The sequence below is a fragment of the Terrimicrobium sacchariphilum genome, from assembly GCF_001613545.1.
Lineage (GTDB): Bacteria > Verrucomicrobiota > Verrucomicrobiia > Chthoniobacterales > Terrimicrobiaceae > Terrimicrobium > Terrimicrobium sacchariphilum.
In genome coordinates this window covers 63,124-85,935 of the sequence record NZ_BDCO01000003.1, presented here as the reverse complement: position 1 = coordinate 85,935, position 22,812 = coordinate 63,124, and the positions used below count along the sequence as shown (strand labels likewise).

The window sequence follows — 22,812 nt, the reverse complement described above, 5'->3', positions numbered from 1 at the left end:
GGGTTTGGGGCGTCGTAGCTCAACGGTTCGTCGCGAGAGAACTCAGGAAGGAATGGACGCGCGGGCTCGGTTCATTTTCCCGAAGAACCCGGGAGCATCATGCGGTGGATGCCGCTGGTGAGTTTGGGTTCGTGGAAGTTGATCAGCAGGCCGAGCGGGACGTTGAGCAGCTTCATGTAGCTGAAGAGCTGGGCCTTGTGGACGGGAAGGATGTCCTGGACAGATTTGAGTTCGATTAAAAGGCAGCCTTCCACCAGTAGGTCAAGGCGGAGAGTTTCCTCAAGTTTGAGGCCTTTGTACTCAATGACAACGGGAGCCTGCTGAACCACGGATATTCCGCGAAGGGAGAGCTCATGCACGAGGCATCTTTCATAGATGCTCTCAAGCAATCCGCTCCCCCGTTTCGCGGTGAACCTCGATCGCCGCCCCGATCACCTCGTGACTGAGCCGGTCGGCTTTCAAAAACAAAGGATGCACTCCCGTCTGCCTTCCCCTTCGTTTTCTTCGCTTCCTTCTGTTTAAATTTCCTTACTTCACGGCGGCCCAGACGCGGTGGACGTCGTCGTGATCGTCGAGGGCTTGGAGGAATTCGCCGACTTCGGCGGCCTGGTCGTCGGTGAGGGTTGGGAATTGCTTGGCGATGTGGCCGAGTTCGCTGGTCACAACGGTCCAGCCGTTTTCGGTGAGCCACTTGGTGGCGGCACCGGTGGCGGTGCGGTCGGTGATGAAGCGCGCGCCGAGCTTGTCGGCGGGAATGTCGTCGTTTTGCGAGTGGGTCAGCGGCTCGAAATCATTGGCTCCGGCCTCGATGGCCGCAGTCTCGATGTCCGCACTGGTGTCGGAATGGTAGGCTTCGACGAGACCGACGTGGTCGAAGAGGAACTTGTTGCTGCCAGAGGTTCCGAGCTGGCCCTTCTTGAAAAGAACGCGAATCTCCGGGGCAGTGCGGTTGTTATTGTCGGTGTAGACCTCGACAATGACGGGCACCTTGTGCGGGGCGTAGCCCTCGAAAAGGATGTGCTCCATCACGAGCTTTTCGTCGCCGACGCCCGCGCCCTTCTTAATCGCACGCTCGATGACGTCGCGGGAGACGGACTCCTTGCGCGCCTTTTCCACCGCGGTGGCGAGGCGGGCGTTTCCCTCGGGATCAGCGCCTCCGACCTTCGCGGCGACCATGATTTCTTTGACGAGTTTTCCGGTGGCCTGCGACTTTTTCAGCGAGGCGACGGCACGTTTAGCGTGAAGCCATTGGCGACCCATAAGTCGCTCTCGTTTAGCAAGGCAGGCCGTGCCTGACAAGGGAGGGAATCCGCCCGCCCTCGGGAAGCGCATGCTGTTTCGCATTTGGCACGCGCAATTACTGGACAGGGAGCATGGGGTGGAGTAGCGGGGGAAGGGTCAACCCTTCACAACACATGAACACCAAAATCACGGAGTATCTCGGGGACAAGGCGGACTATCTGCTCAATCATGAATGCAAGACGATCTCGAAGGACTTGCTCCACCTGCCCGGCGGAGACTTCGTGGACCGGATTTTTGCCTCCACGGACCGCAACCAGCGCGTCCTGAACAACCTGAACTGGATCTACAACACCGGCCGCCTCGCGGGCACCGGGTACGTCTCGATCCTTCCGGTCGACCAGGGCATCGAACACTCGGCGGGCGCGAGTTTTGCCAAGAACCCGATCTATTTTGACTCCGAGAACATCGTGAAGCTCGCCATCGAGGGCGGGTGCAACGCGGTGGCGTCGACCTTCGGCGTACTCGGCTCCGTGTCGCGCAAGTACGCGCACAAGATCCCCTTCCTGGTGAAGATCAACCACAACGAACTCCTCACCTACCCCAACCAGCACAAGGAAATCCTCTTTGGCAAAATCGACCAGGCTTACGACATGGGCGCGGCTGCGGTGGGCGCGACGATTTACTTCGGCTCCGAGGACGCGAGCCATGAAATCGTGGAAATCGCCGAGGCCTTCGCCTACGCACACGAACTGGGCATGGCGACGGTGCTGTGGTGCTACCTGCGCAATTCCGCCTTCAACAAGGACAAGGATTACCATCTCTCCGCCGACCTCACCGGCCAGGCGAACCACCTCGGCGTAACGATCCAGGCCGACATCATCAAGCAGAAGCTCCCGGAGAACAACGGCGGCTTCAAGGCGCTGAATACCGGCAGTTCCAGCTACGGCAAGCTCGACGAGCGCATCTACACGCAGTTGACCACCGATCACCCGATCGACCTCTGCCGCTACCAGGTAGCAAACTGCTACATGGGCCGGGCCGGATTGATCAACTCGGGCGGCGCGAGCGGAGCGCACGACTTTGCCGACGCGACCTTCACCGCCGTGGTAAACAAGCGCGCGGGCGGCACGGGCCTTATCTCGGGCCGCAAGGCCTTCCAGCGTCCCATGGCCGAGGGCGTCGAGCTCCTCAACACCATCCAGGACGTCTATCTCGCCAAGGAGATCACGGTCGCGTGATTTGACAACGAGCCGGAGCGTAGTAGGAGGGGAACACGCATGCGTGTCCTCCCCTTCCGGCTTCTCTTCGGCTTTGTCCTGCTGTTGCTGGTCGGAACGCTCGCGGCGGTCTTTTTCTCCCGCCACGAGTGGGCCTGGGCGATCGGCATTCTTTTTCTGACCTACGACGCGGTGCTGCTCACCGCGATTACGACCCTAGCCTGGCGCGGAGTGGTGCGTTCCGAGGCACCTAAGACATGCCATGTCTCACCCCCGGAACTGGCGGTGCTCGTGCCCTGCCGGAATGAGAAAAGCGTCATCTCTGCCTGCCTCGATGCGCTCATTCCACAGATGCGCACCGGGGAAACCATCTGGGTCATCGATGATGGCTCGACGGATGGCACGGTCTCTTTTCTCACCGAGAGGTACGGCGTGGTAATGGACGGCCATTTCGGCGAATCCTCCATCCTCCCTATCCTGCGCGTCTGGACCAAACCCTCCTCGGGCAAGGCGAATTCCCTCAACGAACTCATCCCCCGCTGTGGCGGCGAGGTGATCGTGACCATCGACGCCGACACCGTGCCGACGCGGGATTCGCTCAAGGCCATCCGCGAGGAATTCCGCGACCCGGAGATGGCGGCTGCGTGCGGGGTGTTGATTCCCTCCTGCCGGGGCGGACTGCTGGCGCGGGCCTTTGAATACTTCCAGCGGTCCGAGTACATGCGCGCCTATCTGTGGCGGCTGGCGTGGAGCCGGATCGATGCGATGGAAATGGTCTCCGGAGCCTTCGGCGCATACCGCCGCGAGGTGATCGAGAAGGTCGGCTTCTTCGATCCGTCGAGCTGGGTGGAGGATTACGAGTTGATCTTCCGAATCTACCGTGAGGCGGGAGATTCCGGCAAAAAATGGCGCATCGGGGTGATCGGCACAGCTCAGGCGGTGACAGACGCCCCCGCCACGGTGTCGCTTTTCTGGAAGCAGCGGTCGCGGTGGTTCGGCGGCTTCCTCGCCACGCTTTTCGGCAATCAGGACATGGTGGCCAATCCCCGCTACGGCGCGATGGGCGGCGTATTGCTGCCCGCCAAGACGGTCGACACCCTGCTGCCCTTTTTCTCGGCGGGCGCGCAGCTCACTTTCATCGTCCTGCTGCTCGACTCCCCGCACGTCGCCTGGGGGCTGGTCGGCTTCATTGCGGCCAAGCTGGTCTTTGACCTCTGCCTTCAAAGCCTGTCCTTCTTTCTTTACGCCCGCTGGCTGCGTCGGCCCGTGACGCCTGACTGGGCGTTTCGTATCATCTCGGCCTCGCTGCTGGAGCCGTTTTTCTTTCAGCCGCTGCGCTACAGCGGAGCCATCCTGGGCTGGGTCGCGCTGCTGCGGAATCGCATGACGTGGGCGCCCCAGCGGGCGGCGGGGACGGAACTTCCCGATGCCGAGCAGGGATAATCTCTTTGCAAGGCGCGGAAATTGCTTTTAGTTCGCTCACGATGTCGTTGGAACGCTCCCTATTAGCCGCGCAAGGTTACATCGAGCTCGAGATGCCGGAAAGCGCACTCCGTGAGCTCAACGAACTGTCTCCCAACGACCAGGATCGCGAGGAGGTGCTACAGATGAGGCTTTTTGTCCTCATGCGCCACAAGCAGTGGGACGCCGCCCTCGACGTTTGCACCCGCCTGCGCGAAGTGTGGCCGGAGTGCACCACCGGATACATTCACAGCGCCTTTTGCCTGCATGAAATGGGGCGCACCCGCGAGGCCAAGGACATGCTGCTCGGCGGGCCGGCCATTCTGCTCAAGGAGCCGACCTATCATTACAATCTCGGCTGCTACGATGCCGTGCTCGGCAACCTCGAGGAGGCCTCGCGGCACCTGGAGAAGAGCTTCGAGCTGGACAAGAAATTCCGCGAGATCGCCAAGTACGATCCGGATCTGAAGGCCGTGCAGGATTTGCTCAGCGAGTGAATACGGCGGTTTTGGACAGGGTTCGCGAGGCCTTTGCGCGAAATGAATCACTCGGTTACGACGTCGGCGCCTCGGTGGCGATCTGGCAGGGCGGGGAGGAAGTCCTCTGCCTGAGCCATGGCTGGCGCGATGGCGCAAAGACACTGCCCTGGGAGTCGGACACGCTATGTCTGATCTGGTCGGCGACGAAGGGACTGGCCAGCGCCTGCGTGCTCCACGCCCTCGATCAGGAGGGTATCGATCTCGAAACGCGCGTCGCCTTCGTCTGGCCGGAGTTTGGCCAGAACGGCAAGGAGGACATTACTCTCGCCGAGGCGCTCTCGCATCGCGCGGGGTTGTCGGCGCTGGAAGATCGCGGTGTGCAGCTCCTGGATTACCCCGGAGTGATCGCGGCGATCGAGAAGCAGGCTCCGGTCATTCCGCCCGGAATGTCCCATGCCTACGGCCCGCGTACGTTTGGCTTCGTTGCCGATGAAATCCTGCGCCGGGTGACCGGCATCCCCGTGAGCGTGTACTGGCGAACGCATTTCGCCGATCCGCTCGGGCTCGATGCCTGGATCGGACTGCCGGAGGAGTACCATTCCCGCGTGGCCCAGATGCTGCCGCCCCGGGCGCACAGCGATGGCGGCACGGAGGAAGCCTTCAACAAGGCGCTGGCCGATCTGAACTCCCTCACCCGCCGGGCCTTCAGCACCCCGGCCTCCACCCTTTCCCCGACGGCGATGAACGCCCCGGCGGTTCGTTCCGCGCAACTCCCCTCCCTCGGCGGGATCGCGAGTGCGCGGGCTCTGGCAAAGTTTTACAGCTTCCTCGCCAACGGAGCCGTGCGACCGGACGGGCCGATGTACTCTGACAAGGCGCTGGCGTGGTTCCGGACGCCGCTGGCCAATGGCGTCGACCAGACGCTGCTGCGGGAAACCGCCTTTTCCGCCGGGTTCATGATGGACCCGCGCGACGAGACCGGGCGCAAGACGCGTGCGATCTATGGACCGTCGATGACGGCCTTTGGGCATCCGGGGGCGGGCGGCAGCCTGGCCTTTGCCGATCCGGAGACGGGAATCGGTTTTGCCTACGTGATGAACCAGATGGAGTTAGGCGTGCTGCCGAGGACGCGGGCGCAGCGGCTGGTGCAGGCGCTCTACGATTTCGCGTGATTTCGGGTTGACTCCCCTGCTGGAGGCGGTAGGCTCCCCCTCCCGCTTTAACTCTCGGGCACCTATGGCAAACGCAGAAATCATTCTTACAGCAAACATCCCCAATCTCGGTGCGGAAGCCGATATCGTGAAGGTCCGCCGCGGGTATGCTCGTAATTTTCTTATTCCTCAGGGCAAAGCTCTCGAAGTGACGCCCACCGCGCTTCGCAAGATCAACCACCTCCGCGCGATCCGCGCCGAGCGTGAAGCTCGCGAAGTCACCGCCGCCGAAGAACTCGCCAGCAAGATCGGCAAGCTGAATCTTTCTTTCACCCTCGAGACCGGCGAGACCGGCAAGGCTTTCGGTTCCGTCACCTCCAAGGACATCCACGACCGCCTGGTCAAGGAGCTCGGCATCGAACTGCCGAAGCACGCTGTCGACCTCGATCGTTCGATCAAGGAGAGCGGCGACCACGAGGTGCCCGTGAAGCTCCACCCCGACGTGACCGGCAAGCTGCGCATCAGCATCGTCACACCGAAGGTTGAGACGGAAGACGCCGAAGGTGCCGAAGAAGGCGCCAAGGCTCGCAAGCGCACCGCCAAGAGCTAATCACTCATCAGGACGATGGCCCAAGGTTCTCCGGCAATGTCCGCCGAGAACCCCGTCACCAGCAACGGGGCCGCCTCAGGAAAAGGCCGTCAAAAAGGACGGTCTTTTTCGCAAAAAGAGGCAGGTTACTTACCAGATATTCACAGGGCCCTGCCGCAAAGCATTGATGCGGAGAAGGGCTTGCTGGGATCGATGATGCTCGCCCCTGCGCGAGTCATCGATGAGGTGATTCAGCAGCAAGTGGGGGAGAAATACTTCCATCACCCCGCTCACGCGCGCATTTTTACCGTACTGGTGGAGATGCGAGAGGCGAACAAGCCGGTCGACCTTATTTCCCTCACCCAACTCCTGGCCGATCGTCACATGCTCGACGAGGTCGGCGGAGCAGCGGCGATCTCGGAGTTATTCACATTCGTTCCGACACCCGCCAACGCGGCGTATTATCTCGAGATTCTGCGGGAGAAATTTCTCCTGCGGGAGATCATCGGGACGTGCACGGAATACACCACCCGGGCCTATGACGAGCAGGGCACGGTGGAGATCCTCCTGGATGAAGCCGAGGCCCGTATCCTGGCCATCGGGGACGACCGTTTCAAAGCCAAGGTTCCCGAGATGAAGGAACTGGCGATGGAGGCACTCGACGGCATCGAGAAGATGTTTCAGAACCGGGGAGCGCTCACTGGACTGCCCTCGGGTTTCCGGGGGCTGGACCAGATGACGAATGGACTACATCCCGGAGAAATGATCGTCGTCGCCGCGCGTCCCTCAATGGGCAAGACAGCCTTCGCCATGAATATCGCCGAGCACGTGGCGACCGAAGCCGGAAAGGCCGTGGCCGTGTACAGCCTGGAAATGAGTACCCAGCAGCTCATGCAACGTCTGCTGTGCTCGCTGGCGCGGGTCGACTTGAACAAGATCCGCAACGGCTTCATCGGGAAGCACGACATGCAGAACCTGATCCAGGCCACGACGAAGCTGGCGGAGTGCAAGATGTTCATCGACGACACGCCGGGCCTGAGCATTCTCGAGTTGCGCGCGCGTTCCCGCCGCTTGAAGGACCGACACAATATCGAACTGATCGTCATCGACTATCTCCAGCTCCTCAAGTCGCCCTCCAAGCGAGGCCAGGAAAACCGTCAGATCGAGGTGGCGGAGATTTCCTCCGGCATCAAGGCACTGGCCAAGGAACTCAAGATTCCGATCATCGTGCTGGCCCAGCTCAACCGTAATCCGGAATCCCGTACGGGCGAAGGCAAGGGTCGCCCCCGACTGAGCGATCTTCGTGAATCCGGCTCCATCGAACAGGATGCCGACCTCGTCGGCCTGCTCTGGCGTGAAGACTACTACGCCGACGATGACGAGGAACGCAAGGAACTGGAAGGCCACGCCGAGTTCATCATCGCCAAGCAGCGTAACGGCCCGGTAGGCGGCGTCCCCCTCTCCTTTATCCGCCAGATCACGCGATTCGAGGATCGCGCGCAGAGCCCGGAAGAGGGCAAGTAGGGGGCTTCGGGAATTTTTACAGAAGGAAGCGAAGGCAACAAAGGGTTGGCGGTACGTGACGTTCACGGGACGCCACCAGTTTCGGGGGCACGTCGGGAAGACCCGAAAAAAGACAGGTTTTTACAGAAGGTCACAAAGGACGCGAAGAAGGACATTGCGTGTTTGCGACCCGGCGTTTTGTTGAAGAAACAACGACGAGAAAAGTCCCGGATCTTTAAAAAACCGGATCTATATGACGCGCGTGAAGTTCACACGGTCCCAGCCCTTGCCGAGAGGCTGAGCGTGCTTGGGAGCTGGCGGTGGCGGCGCTGCGTTGGCAGCCGGGTCACCGAATTTTTCCCGATAGAGCGGGAGCAGCAGGTCAAAGTAGCGGAAAGCAAAATCGTCCGCATACGCCTCCAGCCCCTTCATGCGACCGCCGCGTCGACGTTTCCAGTCCTGATGATGCCCCAGCTCGTGCATGAAGACATGGAGGAGGCTGAAAGCGCGAGCCTGCGTCATGGTGAATCGGCACAGTATGGGCGTTTCCTCCAGGGAATACGTAACTCCGAGAGCGTCCAGGTACGGCTGATGCTGCCGGAAATAGCGGAGGGACATCGGAGCCCAGATATCTTTCGTCCAGGCGCAAAGCTCGATGGTGGCGACTTTCCGCCTCCAGAGATCCCGATGCCATCCGTAAACACTCTCCGAGCCGCCGGAGAGGACGATCTTTTCCACACCCTGTAAAAGCTGATCCGCCTCGGGAATGAGATGGATGAACTGCTCCAGCTGCCGAGCCGAAACGACATGCCTGAAGCCCCGGCCAGCGGGTTCGCGGATGATCTGGTAGGAGCGCGGATCGGTGGCGTCCTCGCGGTTCTTGGGCGAGACGACGCCGTTGATCACCTTGGTGCTGGTGCGGCGAACGATCCGGGGCATGGGCTTTTATGGCAAAACCCACGCCTCGCGGCCAAGGCGGGAATGTCGCCGACTAGACGATCCGGTTTCCCGTAATGACCTTGGAGTACCAGTGGGCGCTGAGCTTGGGAGTGCGCTTCTGGGTCTTGTAGTCGACGTGCGTGATGCCGAAGCGGGTCTTGTAGCCGTCCTGCCACTCGAAGTTGTCCATGAACGACCAGAGGAAGTAGCCACGCACGGGCACTCCGTCCTGGATGGCGCGATGGAGTTCCACGAGGTAGTTGCGGACGAGGTCGCGGCGGTGCAGGTCGAAGACCTCTCCGTTTTCCACCTTGTCGTCGTAGTAGCCGCAGCCGTTCTCGGTGATGTAGATGTCCTTCACGCCGTAGACCTCGTGCGGCAGGCGGGTGCCCCAATAGGTGGCCTGCGGAGTGTGCTTGAGCCAGGTGCAACTGGCGCTCGGGTAGCTCTCGGAGAAAGGCAGCTTCTCGTAGCCCGAACGCTTCGCACGAACGAAGGTACCGCAGTAGATATTCAGACCGAGGAAGTCGGTCGGCACGCTGATGAGCTCCATATCGCCCTTGGCGACAATGGGACGGTCCTTGCCCTCGCTACGCAAGTACGAAGCGGGATAGGCCCCGGTATAGATGGGAGCGAGGATACGGGCATTGTGGTCCGCGTAGCAGCGCTTGGTGGCCTCGATGTCTGCTTCTGTTTCCGACACGGGAATGAAGACTGGCGAGTTATCCGTGATGCCGGCGCGGGCGCGACGTCCGCCGTATTCCCTCACAGCCTGCATGCCGACGCCATGGCAGAGGAGAGCGTTGTGATAGGTCTGGTTGATGACCTGCTGGGATTCCTTCGCGCCCGGGGCTTTATCACCCTGACCGTAGCCAAGAGCAGTGAAGCAGATGATCTCGTTGAGGGTGATCCAGTCCTTCACGCGATCGCCAAAGGCCTTCACGATGGTCTGCGAGTAGCCACGGAAGGCGTCGACCGTCACGCGGGAGCGCCAGCCTCCGCGATCCTCAAGCGCCTGAGGGAGATCCCAGTGAAACATTGTAACCCAGGGTGTGATCTCCTGATCGAGCATGGAGTCGATGAGGCGATTGTAGAAATCGAGACCCTTCTGATTGAGCGCGCCGTCGCCGTCGGGATAGATGCGCGGCCAGGCAATCGACAGACGGTAGTTTTTGATGCCCAGCTTGCGCATGAGCTTAAAGTCCTGCTTGTAGAGGTGATAGTGATCGCAGGCGACATCGAGGGTCTCGCCGTTATCCACGGCGCCGGGCACTCGCGCAAAGCGATCCCATACCGATTCCCCCTTCCCATCGACAAATGCTGCGCCTTCAATCTGCGGGGCGGCGGCGGCAACGCCCCAGACGAACTTCTTGGGAAAGGTAAGTGCTTTGCTCATTTTCTGGAAACGAAACGGGTAGACTCTCCACAGGGTCGAGGGCGAGCAAATACCTTCGCACTCTTTCAGTAGAATTATTGAACGGTAAATCTGAAGGATGATCCCGGATGAGGAGCGATGCCTTGCGGCAGCCGGTCTCTTGGCGTAACTAACCCGGATGATCAAGAAGGCATTCATTGCACTGGCCGTAATCGCGGTGCTGATTGGCGCGACCGCCATCTGGTTTTGGCGAAGCATGGGATTCATGGAAGCTGCCCGGCTCGTACCAGGAGATGCGATCGCGCTTGTCGAATTGCCCGATCTCCCGCGTACGGCGTTTCGATGGCCGCAAACTGCCATCTCCAAGATCACGGGGGAACCCGAGGTCAAAGCCTTCCTGGAAAAACCACTCAGCGGATTTTTCGGCGCCCCTGAACCCAAGAATGGCAAAGGCAGCAAGGGTCCCAAGAAAAGCGACGGCAACAGCCCGGCCGAGGTTTTGATCCGCCTGAAGCCAGGGCATATCTTCGCGGCGGTACTCTCCGTATCGTCCTCGGACAGTTCGCTGTTGGTTGGCTTTCAGTTCTGGGGCGGCAAGGGGGATTGTGACCATGCCATCGCCCGCATCCGCAAAGAGATCGAACGCTCCCAGAAGGCCTCCGAGCAAAAATCGGAATCCTACCAGGGTGATGAGATCCTCTCGACGAACTACGGCAACTTCACGCTCTACAGCGCGAGCCACGGACACTGGGGCTTCCTGGCCAACAACCCCGACGGCATCAAACAGGCGCTCGACCGGGCGGCAGGCCGGACAAAAGGCGGTTCCCTGGCGGAAAACACCAAGTTCCAGACTGCGACAAAGCGGCTCCTGCCCGACCCCGACTTCCTGTTCTTTAGCCAGCCCGAGAGGTTCATCGACACCCTGCTGGCCGTCGGCGCCACGGCAGGGGCCACAGTGAACCCGGAGCAGGTCGAACAGATCCGAAAGGTGCAGGCGATCGGCGCCTCAATCAAGCTGGACGGTCTCGACCTGCGCGACAGCATTTTCATCCTGCATGAGAATCCACCCAAGCTCGGCAAGCTCGCACACGCGGGCATCCAACTCACCGAGGAAACCACGGCGGGATACGTCGACTTCCTCCTGAACTTCCAGCAGCTGGCGACAGTCAACAATCTCAAGCCGCTCCTCAACCTTCCCTCCATCCAGAGTTCCCAACTGCCGGTGTTGCTGCCGGAGGCCTATGGCCCCGAGTGCGCCATCGTCATGAACTGGGCCGAGGGACAGATGAAGCCCGATGGGTTTGTCGCTGCGCAGATCCGCGACAAGGCCAAGGCCGAGGCGAGCATCCAGGAGCTGACGACGATCTTTCCCCAATACACCGTCTCCGACATCGGTGGATTCAAAGCTTACAACTTCACCAACCTTAACGGTGTGATGAGCAGCCCGACATTTGCACTCATCGATGGATTTCTCGTCGTGGGACTCAACCCCACTGATGTCGAGCGCGCCATAGCAGCGCAGAAAGCGGGCAAACCGTTGATCAAGTCGGCTGCCTTCGCTTATGCGCGGAGCGAATTCCAGTCAGCCAACGAGGTCTTCGGGTATCTTGACATCCGTGCTGCTTTCAACCGCTTCTACCCTCTGGCTCGACAGATCGCCGTCTTTAGCGCGGCGATCAATCCCAGCAGCACTTCGGCGATCGACGTCAACAAGCTCCCGTCGACCGAGGCGGTGGCCAAACATCTTAATCCCATCGTTTACGCGCAATCGCGTTACGACGACGGCTACCTGCTCCAGTCACGCGGCCCGGTTTCCCTCAGCCAGGCGGGATTCCTCGGCGCCTTCGGTGCAGCGCCCTTGCTCAAAAATCTCCGGTAGCCAAAAAAAGAAATGAGTTGCCATCCGCGCTTCCTTCATGCCTTGTTTACCCTGCATCTATGAAATTCTCGCTCTGGATTGTAGGCGGCCTGACGATTTTGACAGCTCTCGCAGCTTGCGAAAGCGGTACGAACTCCCGGACGCCCCGTCACACGAACCAAAACCGGTTCGGCTCTGACTCGGCGGGAACTCAGTTTGCCCAGCCGACGCCGCCTGCCGAGGTGAGTCCCACTCCGGACCCGCTCGCTGTCGTGCCGCCGACTCCGACCCCAACCCCAACGCCCGAGACTACCGTAAACACTGCGGCTCCATCCCGTGAAGTCGCCTACGGCACCCCGGTACCTGGCAAGCCCGGCTTCGTCACCAGCCCGTACGCTCCGGCGGCCGGGTATGTCGACGTGCGCGGAATCCCGCCGGGAGTGGAAGTGAAGTGCCCTTACTCGGGTAAAATCTTCCTCGTCCCCTGAGCACCGCCGCCATTTTTGGCCCCGGTCTCATTGGCGGTTCGCTAGCTCTTGCGCTACGGTCGAAACGACCGGGATGCAATGTTCGTCTCTGGACACGCTCTGAGAAGTCCGCCGCGGTGGCAGCCCAGAGCTTTGAACACGTCTTTACCGACCCGGCTGCCGCTGCCGAGGGGGCGGACATCTGTGTCTTCTGCACGCCCATCGGTGCGATGGAAACCATAGCCAAAGTCATCGCTCCCGTGATGGCATCCCATGGCATTGTAACGGATGCCGGCAGCGTGAAGGGTAGCGTGGTCCACACCCTGGAGCCGATCTTTGGCGGCCGGTTTGTTGGCTCCCATCCGATGGCAGGCTCCGAGAGGAGCGGAATCTCCGCCGCGCGACCCGATCTTTTTGAAGGAGCCACAGCCGTGGTGACCCCCACGGAAAAATCCGACCCGAGAGCCGTCTCCGAGGTTGAGTCGCTATGGCGGGACGTGGGATGCCGAATCGTGACGATGAGTCCCGACGAGCACGATGAATCCGTGGCCCGGATCTCCCACCTGCCTCATGCCGCCGCCGCCGCCCTCGTCAACGCGATCAACCGCCGACTGCCCGAGGCGCAGAAGATCGCCGGGGGCGGGTATCGCGACACAACCCGTATCGCAGCGGGGCCGCCAGCGATGTGGAGTGAGATTTTGCTTGAGAACAAGGCCGCTCTCATAGCGGGATTGGAGGACTTCACCCATACTCTCGAAGAGTTGAAAGCCCTCCTCCACTCCCACGATGCCGCCGCTCTCGAGGCCTACCTTTCCCGCGCCAAGGAAGTGCGCGACAACCTGCCATGAGTAAGAAAGAGACCTTCCGCGTCAAACGCGCCCCCACCATCGAAACCGAGATCACCGTTCCCGGCGACAAGAGCATTTCGCACCGCTCGATCATGCTGGCTGCGCTTTCCAACGGCGTGTGCAAGATCACGAATTTCCTGGAGGGAGAGGACTGCCTCGCGACGGCTGAGGCATTTCGCCAGCTCGGCGTGACGATCGAGCATCCGGAACCCCAGACCATGGTGGTGCACGGGTCCAAGGGCGTCTTCAAGCAGCCCGAAGGCGACATTTACTGCGGCAACTCCGGCACCACGATGCGCCTGATCTCGGGCATCCTCGCCGCCCAGCCTTTCACCTGTCGGCTCACCGGCGATCCTTCACTGACGAAGCGCCCCATGCGCCGTGTGATCGAGCCTTTGTCCCGCATGGGAGCAAAGATCAACGCCGAGGGACCCGGCGATACCCCACCGCTTCGCATCGAAGGCGGTCCGCTCACGCCGATCACCTACAACTCCCCGGTGGCCAGTGCGCAGGTCAAAAGTGCCATCCTGCTGGCAGGCATGTTTTCCAAGGGCGTAACGACCGTGATCGAACCGGCACTGAGCCGCGACCACACGGAGCGAATGCTCGAGTATTTCCAGGTCCAGTTGCGCCGGGACGAGGTACGTCCCGAGCGAAATCGCGAACCCAAGGAATACAAGGTATCCCTGGTGGGCTTGCAAACGATCGAGTCGAGAGACTTTGAGGTGCCGGGAGATATCTCGAGCGCGGCCTTCTGGCTCGTGGCAGCCGCAGCGCAGCCGGGATCGCGCCTGCTGGTCAAGAATGTCGGTCTCAACCCGAGCCGTACCGGCCTGCTGGACGTGCTCGTGCGCATGGGAGCGCGTATTCGCGAAGTAGTCGAGGTCGTCGAGCAGGGAGAACCCTCCGGCGTGATCGACATCAAGGGATGCTCCCTCCATGGCACCGTGATCGAAGGTGCGGAAATCCCCAACGTGATCGATGAAATCCCGATCCTGGCCGTAGCCGCAGCGCTGGCCAAGGGCGAAACGGTCATCCGTGACGCCAAGGAACTACGCGTGAAGGAAACCGACCGGATCGCAGCCATCGCGACCAATCTCCGCGCCATGGGCGTCGAGGTTACCGAGGCCCCGGACGGCATGACCATCAAGGGCGGATCGAAGCTGAAAGGTGCCAAGCTCCCGAGCTACGGTGACCATCGTATCGCCATGGCCTTTGCCATCGCCGGGCTCTTCGCCACGGGTGAGACAGTGATCGAGGATGTCGAGTGCGTTGCCACGTCATATCCCGGCTTTGATGTCACGTTGAAGCAAATCCAGAAAGGTTCCGGCTTGCTGTCGCGCACGACACCAGTCATTTCCTCTCTGGGCCGCTAACGCCGAAGTCTTCATGCATACGATCATCGCCATCGATGGCCCGGCCGCATCGGGAAAGAGCAGCGTCGCCCGCAAGCTCGCCAGGACCATTGGATTTTCCTATGTGAACTCCGGCTCGTTTTACCGCACGGCGACCTGGTACATGCTGGTCCGAGGCGTCGACGTGCAAAATGCCGGAGCGGTCGCCACGGCGGTAAAGGCGGGACAGTTCCGTAGCGGGTTTGAAAATGGAGAGTCTTTCTTCGAGGTCGATGGCCAGCGCGCCAATATCACCGACGACGCAGTAAATCGCAGCGTCTCCGCCGTGGCCCGGGTACCCGCCGTGCGGGAGGTGGTAAACGCTCACCTGCACGCTCTCGCCGGAGTGGCAGACAGCATCGTGGAAGGGCGGGACATCGGTTCCGCGGTCTTCCCCGAGACGCCTTACAAATTTTACATCGACGCCTCGCCCGAGGTGCGCCAGCAGCGCCGCTCGGCCCAGGGGCAGGCGGATGAAGTCGCTGCTCGCGACAAGCAGGACTCGTCCCGAGCCACGGCTCCCCTCACCATTCCCGAAGGTTCCACCGTCGTCGACAGTACCCACCTTTCCATTGACCAAGTGGTCGATACCATCGTGTCTGCCCTCGAGAACCGGGGGTTGTCCCCCGCCCCATGACACTCGTCTACTGCATCTTTTACAACCTCGCCAAGATCCTCGCCAAAACGCTCTTCCGGATGCGCGTCGTGCACCCCGAGCGCATGATCGAGACGGGACCGCTCATCCTCGCCGTCAACCACTCAAGCTACTTCGATCCGCCGCTGGCGGGAATCTGTTCGAGGCGCGCAGTATATTACCTCGCCCGCAAGAGCCTGCTGAAGTGGCCGTTTTTCGGCCCGCTCTTTCCCGACATGAACGTGATCCCGGTCGAGCGTGACGGCAATGACATGTCGGCATTGCGCGAAGTGATCAAAAAGGTGAAGGAAGGCAACGGTATCGTGCTCTTCCCGGAAGGCACCCGATCCAAGGATGGCAACCTCCAGAAGGCCAAGGCAGGCATCGGACTGGTCATCGCCAAAACCCAGGCGCCCGTGGTGCCAATGCGGATATTTGGAGCCTACGAAGCATTTCCCAAGGGGACGAAGCGGATGCGATTCACCAAGATCACGGTGGTGATCGGCGAGCCGATCTATTTCACGAAAGATGAACTCTCCGATAACTCCCGGGAAACCTACCAACGCCTTAGCGACCGGGTGATGGAAGGCATTTCCAAACTGACAATCGCCGGATAGCGCCCGTATCCCGCCTCCCGGCGGGCGGCCTCGCTGGCCCCTGACCGCCCGGCAAATCTTTACAAGAGAGGGCGAGACGTTTAGTCTTAACCTCATGAATCCCTTAGAGTGGGATCTCCCCGGCAGTCTGCTCCATGCATGGAAAGAACATTCATGAAGCCCATCTCCCCCCGTAGTTGACTCGGCCTGAGTCATCCCCTTCTCCCCCGGAATGCCAACTGATGCCCCCATACCGAGCCAGAGCGACGGTCTGCTGAGAGCGAGACTGGCCGCCATAACGGAGGCTTCGGAAAATGCCGTGATCACGTGCGATCTGCAGGGCAATGTGCTGGACTGGAGTCCCGCAGCCGAAATGATCTACGGTTTCGCGGCCGTCGAGATGATCGGGCGACCGCTGTCCACGATCATCCCGGACGACAAGATCGAAAAGGAAACTCATATCCTGAACCGGGTGGCAAACAACGAAGCGGTCCATCGATTTGAAACCTCCCGGCTATCGAAAAAGGGAGGATTGGTCAGCGTCTCGGTGTCGGTGAAGCCGTTGTGTGACGGGACCGGTACGGTAGCCGGTCTCTTGCGGATCGAGCGGGACGTGACGCTCCAGAAGGAGCGGGACCGGGAATTTTGCAGGCTCAACAAGCTCTATGCGGCAATGGGTCAGGTCAACCACGCCATTGTCTTCTCCAAATCGCGTGAAGAGCTCCTCGACCGGGTGTGCCGAGCTCTAGTCGAGGACGGTGGATTTCACATGGCCTGGATCGGCTGGGTGGAGGAGTCGACGTGCCGGCTTTTACCGGCAGCGGTGGCGGGGGAAGGGGCTGACTACGTCAACTCGGTCATGGTCTACGGCGACGATCGTGCCGAGGGCCGGGGGCCGGCAGGCACGGCGTTCCGCACAGGGAGACCGTGCAAATGCGAGGACATCGAAAAGGAAGCCAACATGGAACCATGGCGCAGAGCGTTACGGGAATTTGGCTTCCGGTCCGTGGCAAGCTTTCCCATTCGCGTCCAGGGAACGCCGCGTGGGGCGCTTTCCATGTATGCCTCGGAGTTGAATTTCTTCCGGGACAAGGAAATGGCGCTACTGGAGGAGGCGGCCAACGACTTGTCCTATGCCCTCACCGGATTGGAAGAGCGGAGAGAACGCCGAGTGGCGGAGATCACGGCCAGGGAGGAGCAGAGCTTCTCAACGGCCATGATCGAGACGATCCCGGGCATACTTTATCTGTATGACGACCGGCTTCGCTTCCTGCGGTGGAATCGGCATTTCGAGGAGGTCTCGGGATATACTCCCGAGGAAATCGCCCGCATCAGCCCCCTCGACCTCTTTCGAAAAGAAGACCGGCCAGGCATCCTTGAGCGAATCGGGGAGGTCTTTGAAAAAGGATCGTCGTGGGCAGAGGCGGCGTTTTTATCTAAGAACGGGAAGGAAACGCCGTATTACCTGACCGGAAGCCGTATTATTTACAATGGCGCCACCTGCCTCATCGGTGTGGGGGTGGATATCTCCCAGAGAGTTCACGCCGAGCAGCGTTACCGCACGCTCTTTGAACATGCGCCGGACGGGTTGCTCATAGCCGATGCAAACTCGCACTACATCGACGCCAACCCGAGCATCTGCCGCATGCTCGGGTACTCCCACGAGGAAATGATCACTCTCCATCGGTCTCAAATCGTGAGCGCATCCGAGTTGGAGCACGTCCCCCGGGCTCTGGAAGACCTTCGTCGGGAGGGCATCTTTCGCCGCGAATGGAGGCTGCGCCGCAAGGACGGCTCGGAGTTCTTTGCCGACACCATCACGACTCTCATGCCAGATGGAGGCACGTTATCCATCACCAGAGACGTCACGGAAAAGCAGCGACGCGAAGCGGTACTCGCCCAGGCGCTGGAGCATGAGAAGGAACTCACCGAGGAGGCCCGGGCCGGAGAGCGGGCGAAAGGGGAATTCCTGGCGGTGATGAGCCACGAGATACGCACTCCGCTCAATGGCATCCTGGGATTTTCCGAGCTCCTTGCCCATACTCCGAGCCTGCCGGAGGAGGCGCTCTGCCATGCACGGACCATCGTCAACAGCGGCGAAGCGCTTCTGCATCTGCTCGATGATGTTCTCGACTTCAGCCGGATCGAGGCCGGGCGGATGCCGATCGAGCACGAAGCATTTTCACCGGCGCAAATCCTGGAGAGCACACGTTCACTGCTCGCCTCCCTGGCCACGGAGAAGAGGCTGGATATGCGCGTCTCGGTCGAGCCGGATGTCCCGCACTTTGTCATCGGCGATGCGGGCCGCATCCGCCAGATCCTGCTCAACCTCGCAGGCAATGCCGTGAAGTTCACCCAGCGGGGAGGCGTAACGCTATCCCTCCGGCGAGGAAAGGAAACTCGCAGGCTCGAGTTTTCGGTCTCGGATACCGGCCCGGGCATCGCTCCAGAAAAGATCGCGAGCATCTTTCAACCCTTTACCCAAGCCGACTCAAGCCTGACGCGACGCCACGGAGGCACCGGGCTAGGCCTAACCATTTCCCTGCGATTGGCCGAGCTGATGGGCGGTACGTTAACGGTGGAAAGCCACCCCGGCGAAGGAGCGGAGTTTCTTCTCGCACTCCCGCTCGCAGAGGCAGCCTCCGGCAATACTGGCACCCCGACGGACTCTCCAGTGACGCTCGATCCGGAATTTGCCACCAAACATCCCCTGCGGGTCCTCGTGGTGGAGGACGACAAGGTCAACCTGCGCCTGATCCAGACGATCCTGAAGCGCCTCGGCTACGAGACGCATGCCGCCTCGAACGGAGCCGAAGCCGTGGAGGTATTCCGCGAGATCAAGCCGGATTGCATCCTCATGGATCTCCAGATGCCGGAACTGGATGGCATCGAGGCGACGCGAGCAATACGTGAGATCGAAAAAGCGAGCGGGAGAAAAAAGAGCGCCTATATCGCCGCATTGACGGCGGACATCATTCCCGTGGACCGCAAGCACTGCTTCGAGGCTGGAATGAACACCTATCTCAGCAAGCCGGTGAAAATCGCAGCCATCGCCGCAACACTGGTCGAGGCGTCGAGCCGTTAATCAAGCACCCGCTCGATAGCCTTCAGCACATCCGTCACGGCAATGTCTGTCATCGGCCCGCCTTTTTGATCCGGGGTGAAAGGTTCCGCCGTATCGGCCCGCACCACGGCGCTACGCAGACTGCGGGGCCGCCATTGAAAAGGATTCGTCGGGCCAAAAAGAGCCACGCTGGAAACATGGAAGGCATCGGCGAGATGCATGGCCGCCGTATCGACTCCCCCGAAAAACCGCGCTCCGGAAATCAGAGTGGCCAGCTCGATGAGATCGGTTTCGCCAGAAAGGTCGACACAGGGAACCTTGAGAGCGGCCTTGATGTCGGCGAGGTGCTGCTGCTCGGCGGGATCGACGGAACCCGTGAGAATGGTGGTGAGGCCGTACTGCGAACGAAGGAACTCGATGACATGCGCCCATCGGGCGGCCTCCCAGTATTTCTCGAGGCGAGCCGTTCCCGCATGAATGACTGCATACGCGCCCTCAATCTCGTGATTTTCCAGCTTTGCCCGCACCTCGGCATGAACAAGCTCCGGAAGATGAAGTTCCATCGGGACATTCTCGACCTCGATACCAAGAGGGCGAAGCAGGTCGGTGTGATGGTCGGCGGTGTGACGAAGCCGGACGGAAGAGTCAACGAACTGCTGGTATATCTGCGGGCGAAGGAATTTTTTGCGAAACCGCTCGTAGGTTACGCGCTTCGATCCTCCCGCCAGCACGGAAACGAGGGCGGACCGGTCGGTGCCGGTGAAGTCGAGGCAGTAGGCAAATTCCGAAAACGGCAGGTCGCTCTTTATCCAGGGATTGATGGAGGGACGAAAGAGATTCGCAAGCAAACCGGCGCGCTCGAAGGTCCAGGTCTGGTCAGCACCTAGAGCAGGCAGGAGCGAAGCAGCAGAGGAATCGGCGATGACGGTGATGTGACAATGGGGTTTGGCTGCGCGAAGAGCCTTGATCACCGGCGTGGTGAGGATGAGGTCGCCGATGCGTTTGACTTGGACGAGGAGGACTTTCATTGGGTGCGTCGGATCGCGAGATCGTAGGCGTCGAGCAGACGCTCGCGGAAATGATCCCAGGTGAAATGGTTTACCACACGCTCGCGACCGGCCTTTCCGTATCGCAGGAGCCGGTCGTGGTCGGCATGAGCCGCGTGGAGAGCTTCAACAAGCGCGTCGACATCATTGGGCGGAATGATCCAGCCATTCTTCCCGTCGATCACGACGTCGCCGGACTCCCGCGTGGCAATCTGGGCAAGACCACAGGCGGCAGCCTCGTAGGTGGCCTTGGCGCTGCCCTCGAGTTCGGAGGGGAAAACGTGCAACGAAGCCTGTCGCAAGAGACCGGGCACATCGCGGGTGAACCCGGCCACCTTCACATCGTCGCCGCCGTACTGTTTGAGAAAGGATTCCATCTCCGGCTGCACCTGACCAATGAGGATCAACTCGGCCTCGGGAAGTGCTGCCTTTCGCCAGGCCTCAAGGAGGATATGGACGCCTTTGCGCTTGATCACGGCACCGAGGAAGACGGCGCGAAACTTATCCGGCAACCGCTCGGCAGGCGTAAAGCGGTCGACATCAACCCCTCGATGCATGGTGAAGAGCTTTTCATCCGGGATGCCCGCGATGCGAAAAGTCTCCCGGGCCTTTTCTGAAAGGACAAAAATGAGGGTTGCGCGGTCGTACTCCTCCATCACCTGCTGGCGGGAGACAAGCATGCGATTGAAGACACTATGGGGAAATCCGGCGGCCGCGCGCTCACGCTCGCTCTTGGTGACGTTGGGCTTCACCTTGCCTTTGTTGCGGTGCCAGGTGGGAATCTCCAGTACGCTCGGTATGTTGCGTCGGTTGGCCACGCGGAGGGACTCCAGACAATCGCCCGACCAGGAGTGCAGAAAATCGAACCCGCCGCGGGTAAGCAGCCGGGCCGCGATGGCGTCGATGGCATGCTTTTTTGCTCCCATGTAATGTTGCCGGGAGAGCAACGAGAGAAGCTTAACGGGATGAATATCCAGCGTCGTGATGCGATCGACGGGAATGTCCTTCTGATCGCTCGAAAATGCGACGGCCCGGCCAAGAAATGGCTTTGCTCCGCGCAACGTCTCCAGGGCAACGGCATCGAGTCCGCTGCCTCCGATGCCCGCCGCAATGGAGTACAACAGGGATTTCGGCAACCGGCGCGCGGTGGCTTGCAAGTCCCCGGCGGGTATGGACGTATGGCTCGGCATCGATTAACCTACCCAGCTTTTCCAACACGTGCATACAAGGCAATGAAGATCGGTCTCGTTCGCAGGGGATTCTCCGGCACAGGAGGGGCGGAAGCCTACCTGATGCGGCTCGCCCACGGCCTCACGCAGGCTGGGCACGAGGCCATTCTCATCACGTCCAGCGAATGGCCCGCCGAGCGCTGGCCTGGGCGGGGAATTATTCGCCTGCCAGGACGCACTCCGGATGAATTTGCCGCCGCTTTTGCTGCGTCAAAGGCGCCGGTGGACATCACGTTCAGCCTCGAGCGGGTGCCGGGCTGCGACGTATACCGGGCGGGGGACGGCGTGCATGCGGCGTGGATTCAGCGCCGGTCGAAATTCGAGCCGTGGTGGAAGGCGATGTTTCACCGTTACAACCCGAAGCACCTGGCCCTGATGCGCCTGGAGCGCGGCGTGTTCCAGACGGCGCGGGCGGTGATTGCAAATTCCCGCATGGTGGCGGAGGAGATCGTTCGCTGGCACGAGTATCCGCAGGAGAAAATCCACATCGTGCCCAATGGCATCGGCGGCGCGCTCGCGGCAGCCGATCGGGTGGAATCCCGCTCCGCCCTTGGGCTGGATGAGGGTTATCTCGCGCTTTTTGCCGGGAGCGGCTGGGAACGCAAGGGGCTGGCTTTTGCGCTGGCGGCAGCGGAAAAGGCGGACGCGAAAGTGCTCGTGGCGGGACGCGGTAAAAAGGCGGCGTATTCGTCCCCGTCGGCGATTTTCCTCGGGCCGGTAAGCGATCTGCCCCCGGTCTTCGCAGCAGCGGATGTGTTCATCCTGCCGACGATCTACGATCCGTTTTCCAATGCCTGCCTGGAGGGGCTGGCGGCGGGGCTGCCCGTCATCACGACCACGGCGAATGGGTTTTCCGAAATCATCACGCCGGGCGTGCATGGCTCGGTCGTCGAGCCCGGTGACGTAGAAGGACTGGCGGAGGCGTTGCGCTACTGGCGCTCACAGGATCGTGCGGCGACGGGGAAGGCCTGCCGAGAGCTGGCGGCGCAGTATTCCATCGAGCGGAATGTGAACGAGACGCTCGCAGTGCTCGGCAAAGTACTCTGAAAACGCAAACAGCGGGGAGGACGAATCCACCCCGCTGCGCGTAAAGGTCTTTGGGACTAAGGGCGCTTAGGCGGCCTTGAAGTAGGCGAGGTTGCCCGCCACGTTCTTGATGTCGTCAACGCTCTCGAGGAGGTCGGCGATGGCGTCCCATTTGCCCTGAACGAGAGCTTCCTTCGCATGCGGAGGAAGCGTGGCCGGGAAGTCCATGTCGGCGGCCGTCACCTTGCCCTCGAGCAGGTCGAGAGTGATGAGGATGGCGGGATCGCTTTCGATGAGACCGGCAAGGGCCTGGATATCGTCGTGGGCCATGACGGCGCAGGGCATACCGAGCGTGATCGAGTTGCCGAAGAAAATCTCGGCAAAGCTCTCGGCAATGACAGCGCGGAAGCCGTAGCGGTAGAGGGCCTGCGGAGCGTGCTCACGCGAGCTGCCGCAGCCGAAGTTCGACCCGGAGAGGAGGAACTTCGCGCCAACATAGCGTTCTTCGTTGAGCGGATGCGGCTTGAGCGAGCCGTCGGCGGCCTTGCGTTCGTCGTAGAAGGCGAACTCGCCGAGACCGTCGAAGGTGATGCACTTCATGAAACGGGCCGGGATGATGCGGTCCGTGTCGATGTCTTCACCGGGGACGTAGACGCCGCGGCCGGTGACCTGGGTGATTTTTTCGAGAGCCATA

Annotated in this window: 21 protein-coding genes; 14 read left to right on the top strand and 7 right to left on the bottom strand. The window is 60.9% G+C overall.

All coding sequences use genetic code 11. From position 1 onward, the window contains the following. Positions 1 to 71: 71 nt before the first annotated feature. Entirely contained in the window at positions 72 to 359 is a 288-nt protein-coding gene (locus TSACC_RS18025) for a GxxExxY protein (RefSeq protein ID WP_237764020.1), read from the bottom strand. A 169-nt stretch (positions 360 to 528) separates the two neighbouring features. After that, positions 529 to 1,260, bottom strand: coding sequence for a YebC/PmpR family DNA-binding transcriptional regulator (locus TSACC_RS18020; RefSeq protein ID WP_075080872.1), 732 nt, complete (start codon positions 1,258 to 1,260; stop codon positions 529 to 531). Positions 1,261 to 1,415: 155 nt separating this feature from the next. Here TSACC_RS18020 and TSACC_RS18015 point away from each other — a divergent pair, with 155 nt between their 5' ends. From TSACC_RS18015 to dnaB, 6 genes are all read left to right on the top strand, one after another. After that, positions 1,416 to 2,480 (top strand): class I fructose-bisphosphate aldolase, encoded by a 1,065-nt coding sequence (locus TSACC_RS18015; protein WP_075080871.1) that lies wholly within the window; start codon positions 1,416 to 1,418, stop codon positions 2,478 to 2,480. Positions 2,481 to 2,519: 39 nt separating this feature from the next. Then, positions 2,520 to 3,902, top strand: a complete 1,383-nt coding sequence (locus TSACC_RS18010; protein WP_075080870.1) for a glycosyltransferase family 2 protein — start codon at positions 2,520 to 2,522, stop codon at positions 3,900 to 3,902. Positions 3,903 to 3,943: 41 nt separating this feature from the next. After that, a complete protein-coding gene (locus TSACC_RS22170) occupies positions 3,944 to 4,417 on the top strand; it encodes a TPR end-of-group domain-containing protein (protein WP_075080869.1) in 474 nt (157 codons plus the stop codon). Further along, positions 4,414 to 5,571, top strand: coding sequence for a serine hydrolase domain-containing protein (locus TSACC_RS18000; RefSeq protein WP_075080868.1), 1,158 nt, complete (start codon positions 4,414 to 4,416; stop codon positions 5,569 to 5,571). Before TSACC_RS22170 ends, TSACC_RS18000 begins: the two co-directional genes overlap by 4 nt. 64 nt (positions 5,572 to 5,635) lie before the next feature. Then, positions 5,636 to 6,160: a 50S ribosomal protein L9 gene (gene rplI, locus TSACC_RS17995; protein ID WP_075080867.1), complete on the top strand. Its 525-nt coding sequence runs from the start codon at positions 5,636 to 5,638 to the stop codon at positions 6,158 to 6,160. A 15-nt stretch (positions 6,161 to 6,175) separates the two neighbouring features. After that, entirely contained in the window at positions 6,176 to 7,663 is a 1,488-nt protein-coding gene (gene dnaB, locus TSACC_RS17990) for a replicative DNA helicase (protein ID WP_202816002.1), read from the top strand. A gap of 228 nt (positions 7,664 to 7,891) precedes the next feature. Here the strand turns inward: dnaB and TSACC_RS17985 are convergent, their stop codons facing one another. Continuing rightward, positions 7,892 to 8,581 carry a hypothetical protein gene (locus TSACC_RS17985; RefSeq protein ID WP_075080866.1) on the bottom strand — a complete coding sequence of 230 codons (690 nt, stop codon included), beginning with the start codon at positions 8,579 to 8,581 and terminating at the stop codon, positions 7,892 to 7,894. 52 nt (positions 8,582 to 8,633) lie between these two features. Next, positions 8,634 to 9,977, bottom strand: a complete 1,344-nt coding sequence (locus tag TSACC_RS17980) for a GH1 family beta-glucosidase (RefSeq protein ID WP_075080865.1) — start codon at positions 9,975 to 9,977, stop codon at positions 8,634 to 8,636. 157 nt (positions 9,978 to 10,134) lie between these two features. On the opposite strand from TSACC_RS17980, the gene TSACC_RS17975 reads away from it, so the two are divergent. The 7 genes from TSACC_RS17975 to TSACC_RS17945 all read left to right on the top strand — a co-directional run bounded on the left by TSACC_RS17975 (position 10,135) and on the right by TSACC_RS17945 (position 18,838). After that, positions 10,135 to 11,835, top strand: coding sequence for a DUF3352 domain-containing protein (locus TSACC_RS17975; RefSeq protein ID WP_075080864.1), 1,701 nt, complete (start codon positions 10,135 to 10,137; stop codon positions 11,833 to 11,835). A 59-nt stretch (positions 11,836 to 11,894) separates the two neighbouring features. Then, complete coding sequence (locus tag TSACC_RS17970) at positions 11,895 to 12,302, top strand: hypothetical protein (protein WP_075080863.1); 408 nt, start codon at positions 11,895 to 11,897, stop codon at positions 12,300 to 12,302. After that, positions 12,299 to 13,129, top strand: a complete 831-nt coding sequence (locus TSACC_RS17965; protein WP_075080862.1) for a prephenate dehydrogenase — start codon at positions 12,299 to 12,301, stop codon at positions 13,127 to 13,129. Before TSACC_RS17970 ends, TSACC_RS17965 begins: the two co-directional genes overlap by 4 nt. Beyond that, on the top strand, positions 13,126 to 14,505 hold the full coding sequence (gene aroA, locus TSACC_RS17960; protein WP_075080861.1) for a 3-phosphoshikimate 1-carboxyvinyltransferase: 1,380 nt from the start codon (positions 13,126 to 13,128) through the stop codon (positions 14,503 to 14,505). The genes TSACC_RS17965 and aroA overlap by 4 nt, the downstream gene beginning before the upstream one ends. A gap of 13 nt (positions 14,506 to 14,518) precedes the next feature. Next, entirely contained in the window at positions 14,519 to 15,160 is a 642-nt protein-coding gene (gene cmk, locus TSACC_RS17955; protein ID WP_075080860.1) for a (d)CMP kinase, read from the top strand. After that, positions 15,157 to 15,774, top strand: a complete 618-nt coding sequence (locus TSACC_RS17950; RefSeq protein ID WP_075080859.1) for a lysophospholipid acyltransferase family protein — start codon at positions 15,157 to 15,159, stop codon at positions 15,772 to 15,774. The genes cmk and TSACC_RS17950 overlap by 4 nt, the downstream gene beginning before the upstream one ends. A 211-nt stretch (positions 15,775 to 15,985) precedes the next feature. Continuing rightward, the gene (locus TSACC_RS17945) at positions 15,986 to 18,838 is read left to right on the top strand and encodes a PAS domain S-box protein (protein ID WP_075080858.1); all 2,853 of its coding nucleotides are present in this window, start codon (positions 15,986 to 15,988) and stop codon (positions 18,836 to 18,838) included. Here the strand turns inward: TSACC_RS17945 and TSACC_RS17940 are convergent. Beyond that, a complete protein-coding gene (locus tag TSACC_RS17940) occupies positions 18,835 to 19,845 on the bottom strand; it encodes a glycosyltransferase family 9 protein (protein WP_075080857.1) in 1,011 nt (336 codons plus the stop codon). The two genes, TSACC_RS17945 and TSACC_RS17940, sit on opposite strands and share 4 nt — an antisense overlap. After that, the gene (locus tag TSACC_RS17935; RefSeq protein WP_075080856.1) at positions 19,842 to 21,053 is read right to left on the bottom strand and encodes a glycosyltransferase family 4 protein; all 1,212 of its coding nucleotides are present in this window, start codon (positions 21,051 to 21,053) and stop codon (positions 19,842 to 19,844) included. Before TSACC_RS17935 ends, TSACC_RS17940 begins: the two co-directional genes overlap by 4 nt. A 42-nt stretch (positions 21,054 to 21,095) precedes the next feature. On the opposite strand from TSACC_RS17935, the gene TSACC_RS17930 reads away from it, so the two are divergent. Next, positions 21,096 to 22,139, top strand: coding sequence for a glycosyltransferase family 4 protein (locus TSACC_RS17930; RefSeq protein ID WP_075080855.1), 1,044 nt, complete (start codon positions 21,096 to 21,098; stop codon positions 22,137 to 22,139). A gap of 66 nt (positions 22,140 to 22,205) precedes the next feature. On the opposite strand, the gene leuD is transcribed toward TSACC_RS17930, so the two are convergent. Then, the gene (gene leuD / locus TSACC_RS17925) at positions 22,206 to 22,811 is read right to left on the bottom strand and encodes a 3-isopropylmalate dehydratase small subunit (protein WP_075080854.1); all 606 of its coding nucleotides are present in this window, start codon (positions 22,809 to 22,811) and stop codon (positions 22,206 to 22,208) included. Position 22,812 lies beyond the last annotated feature (1 nt).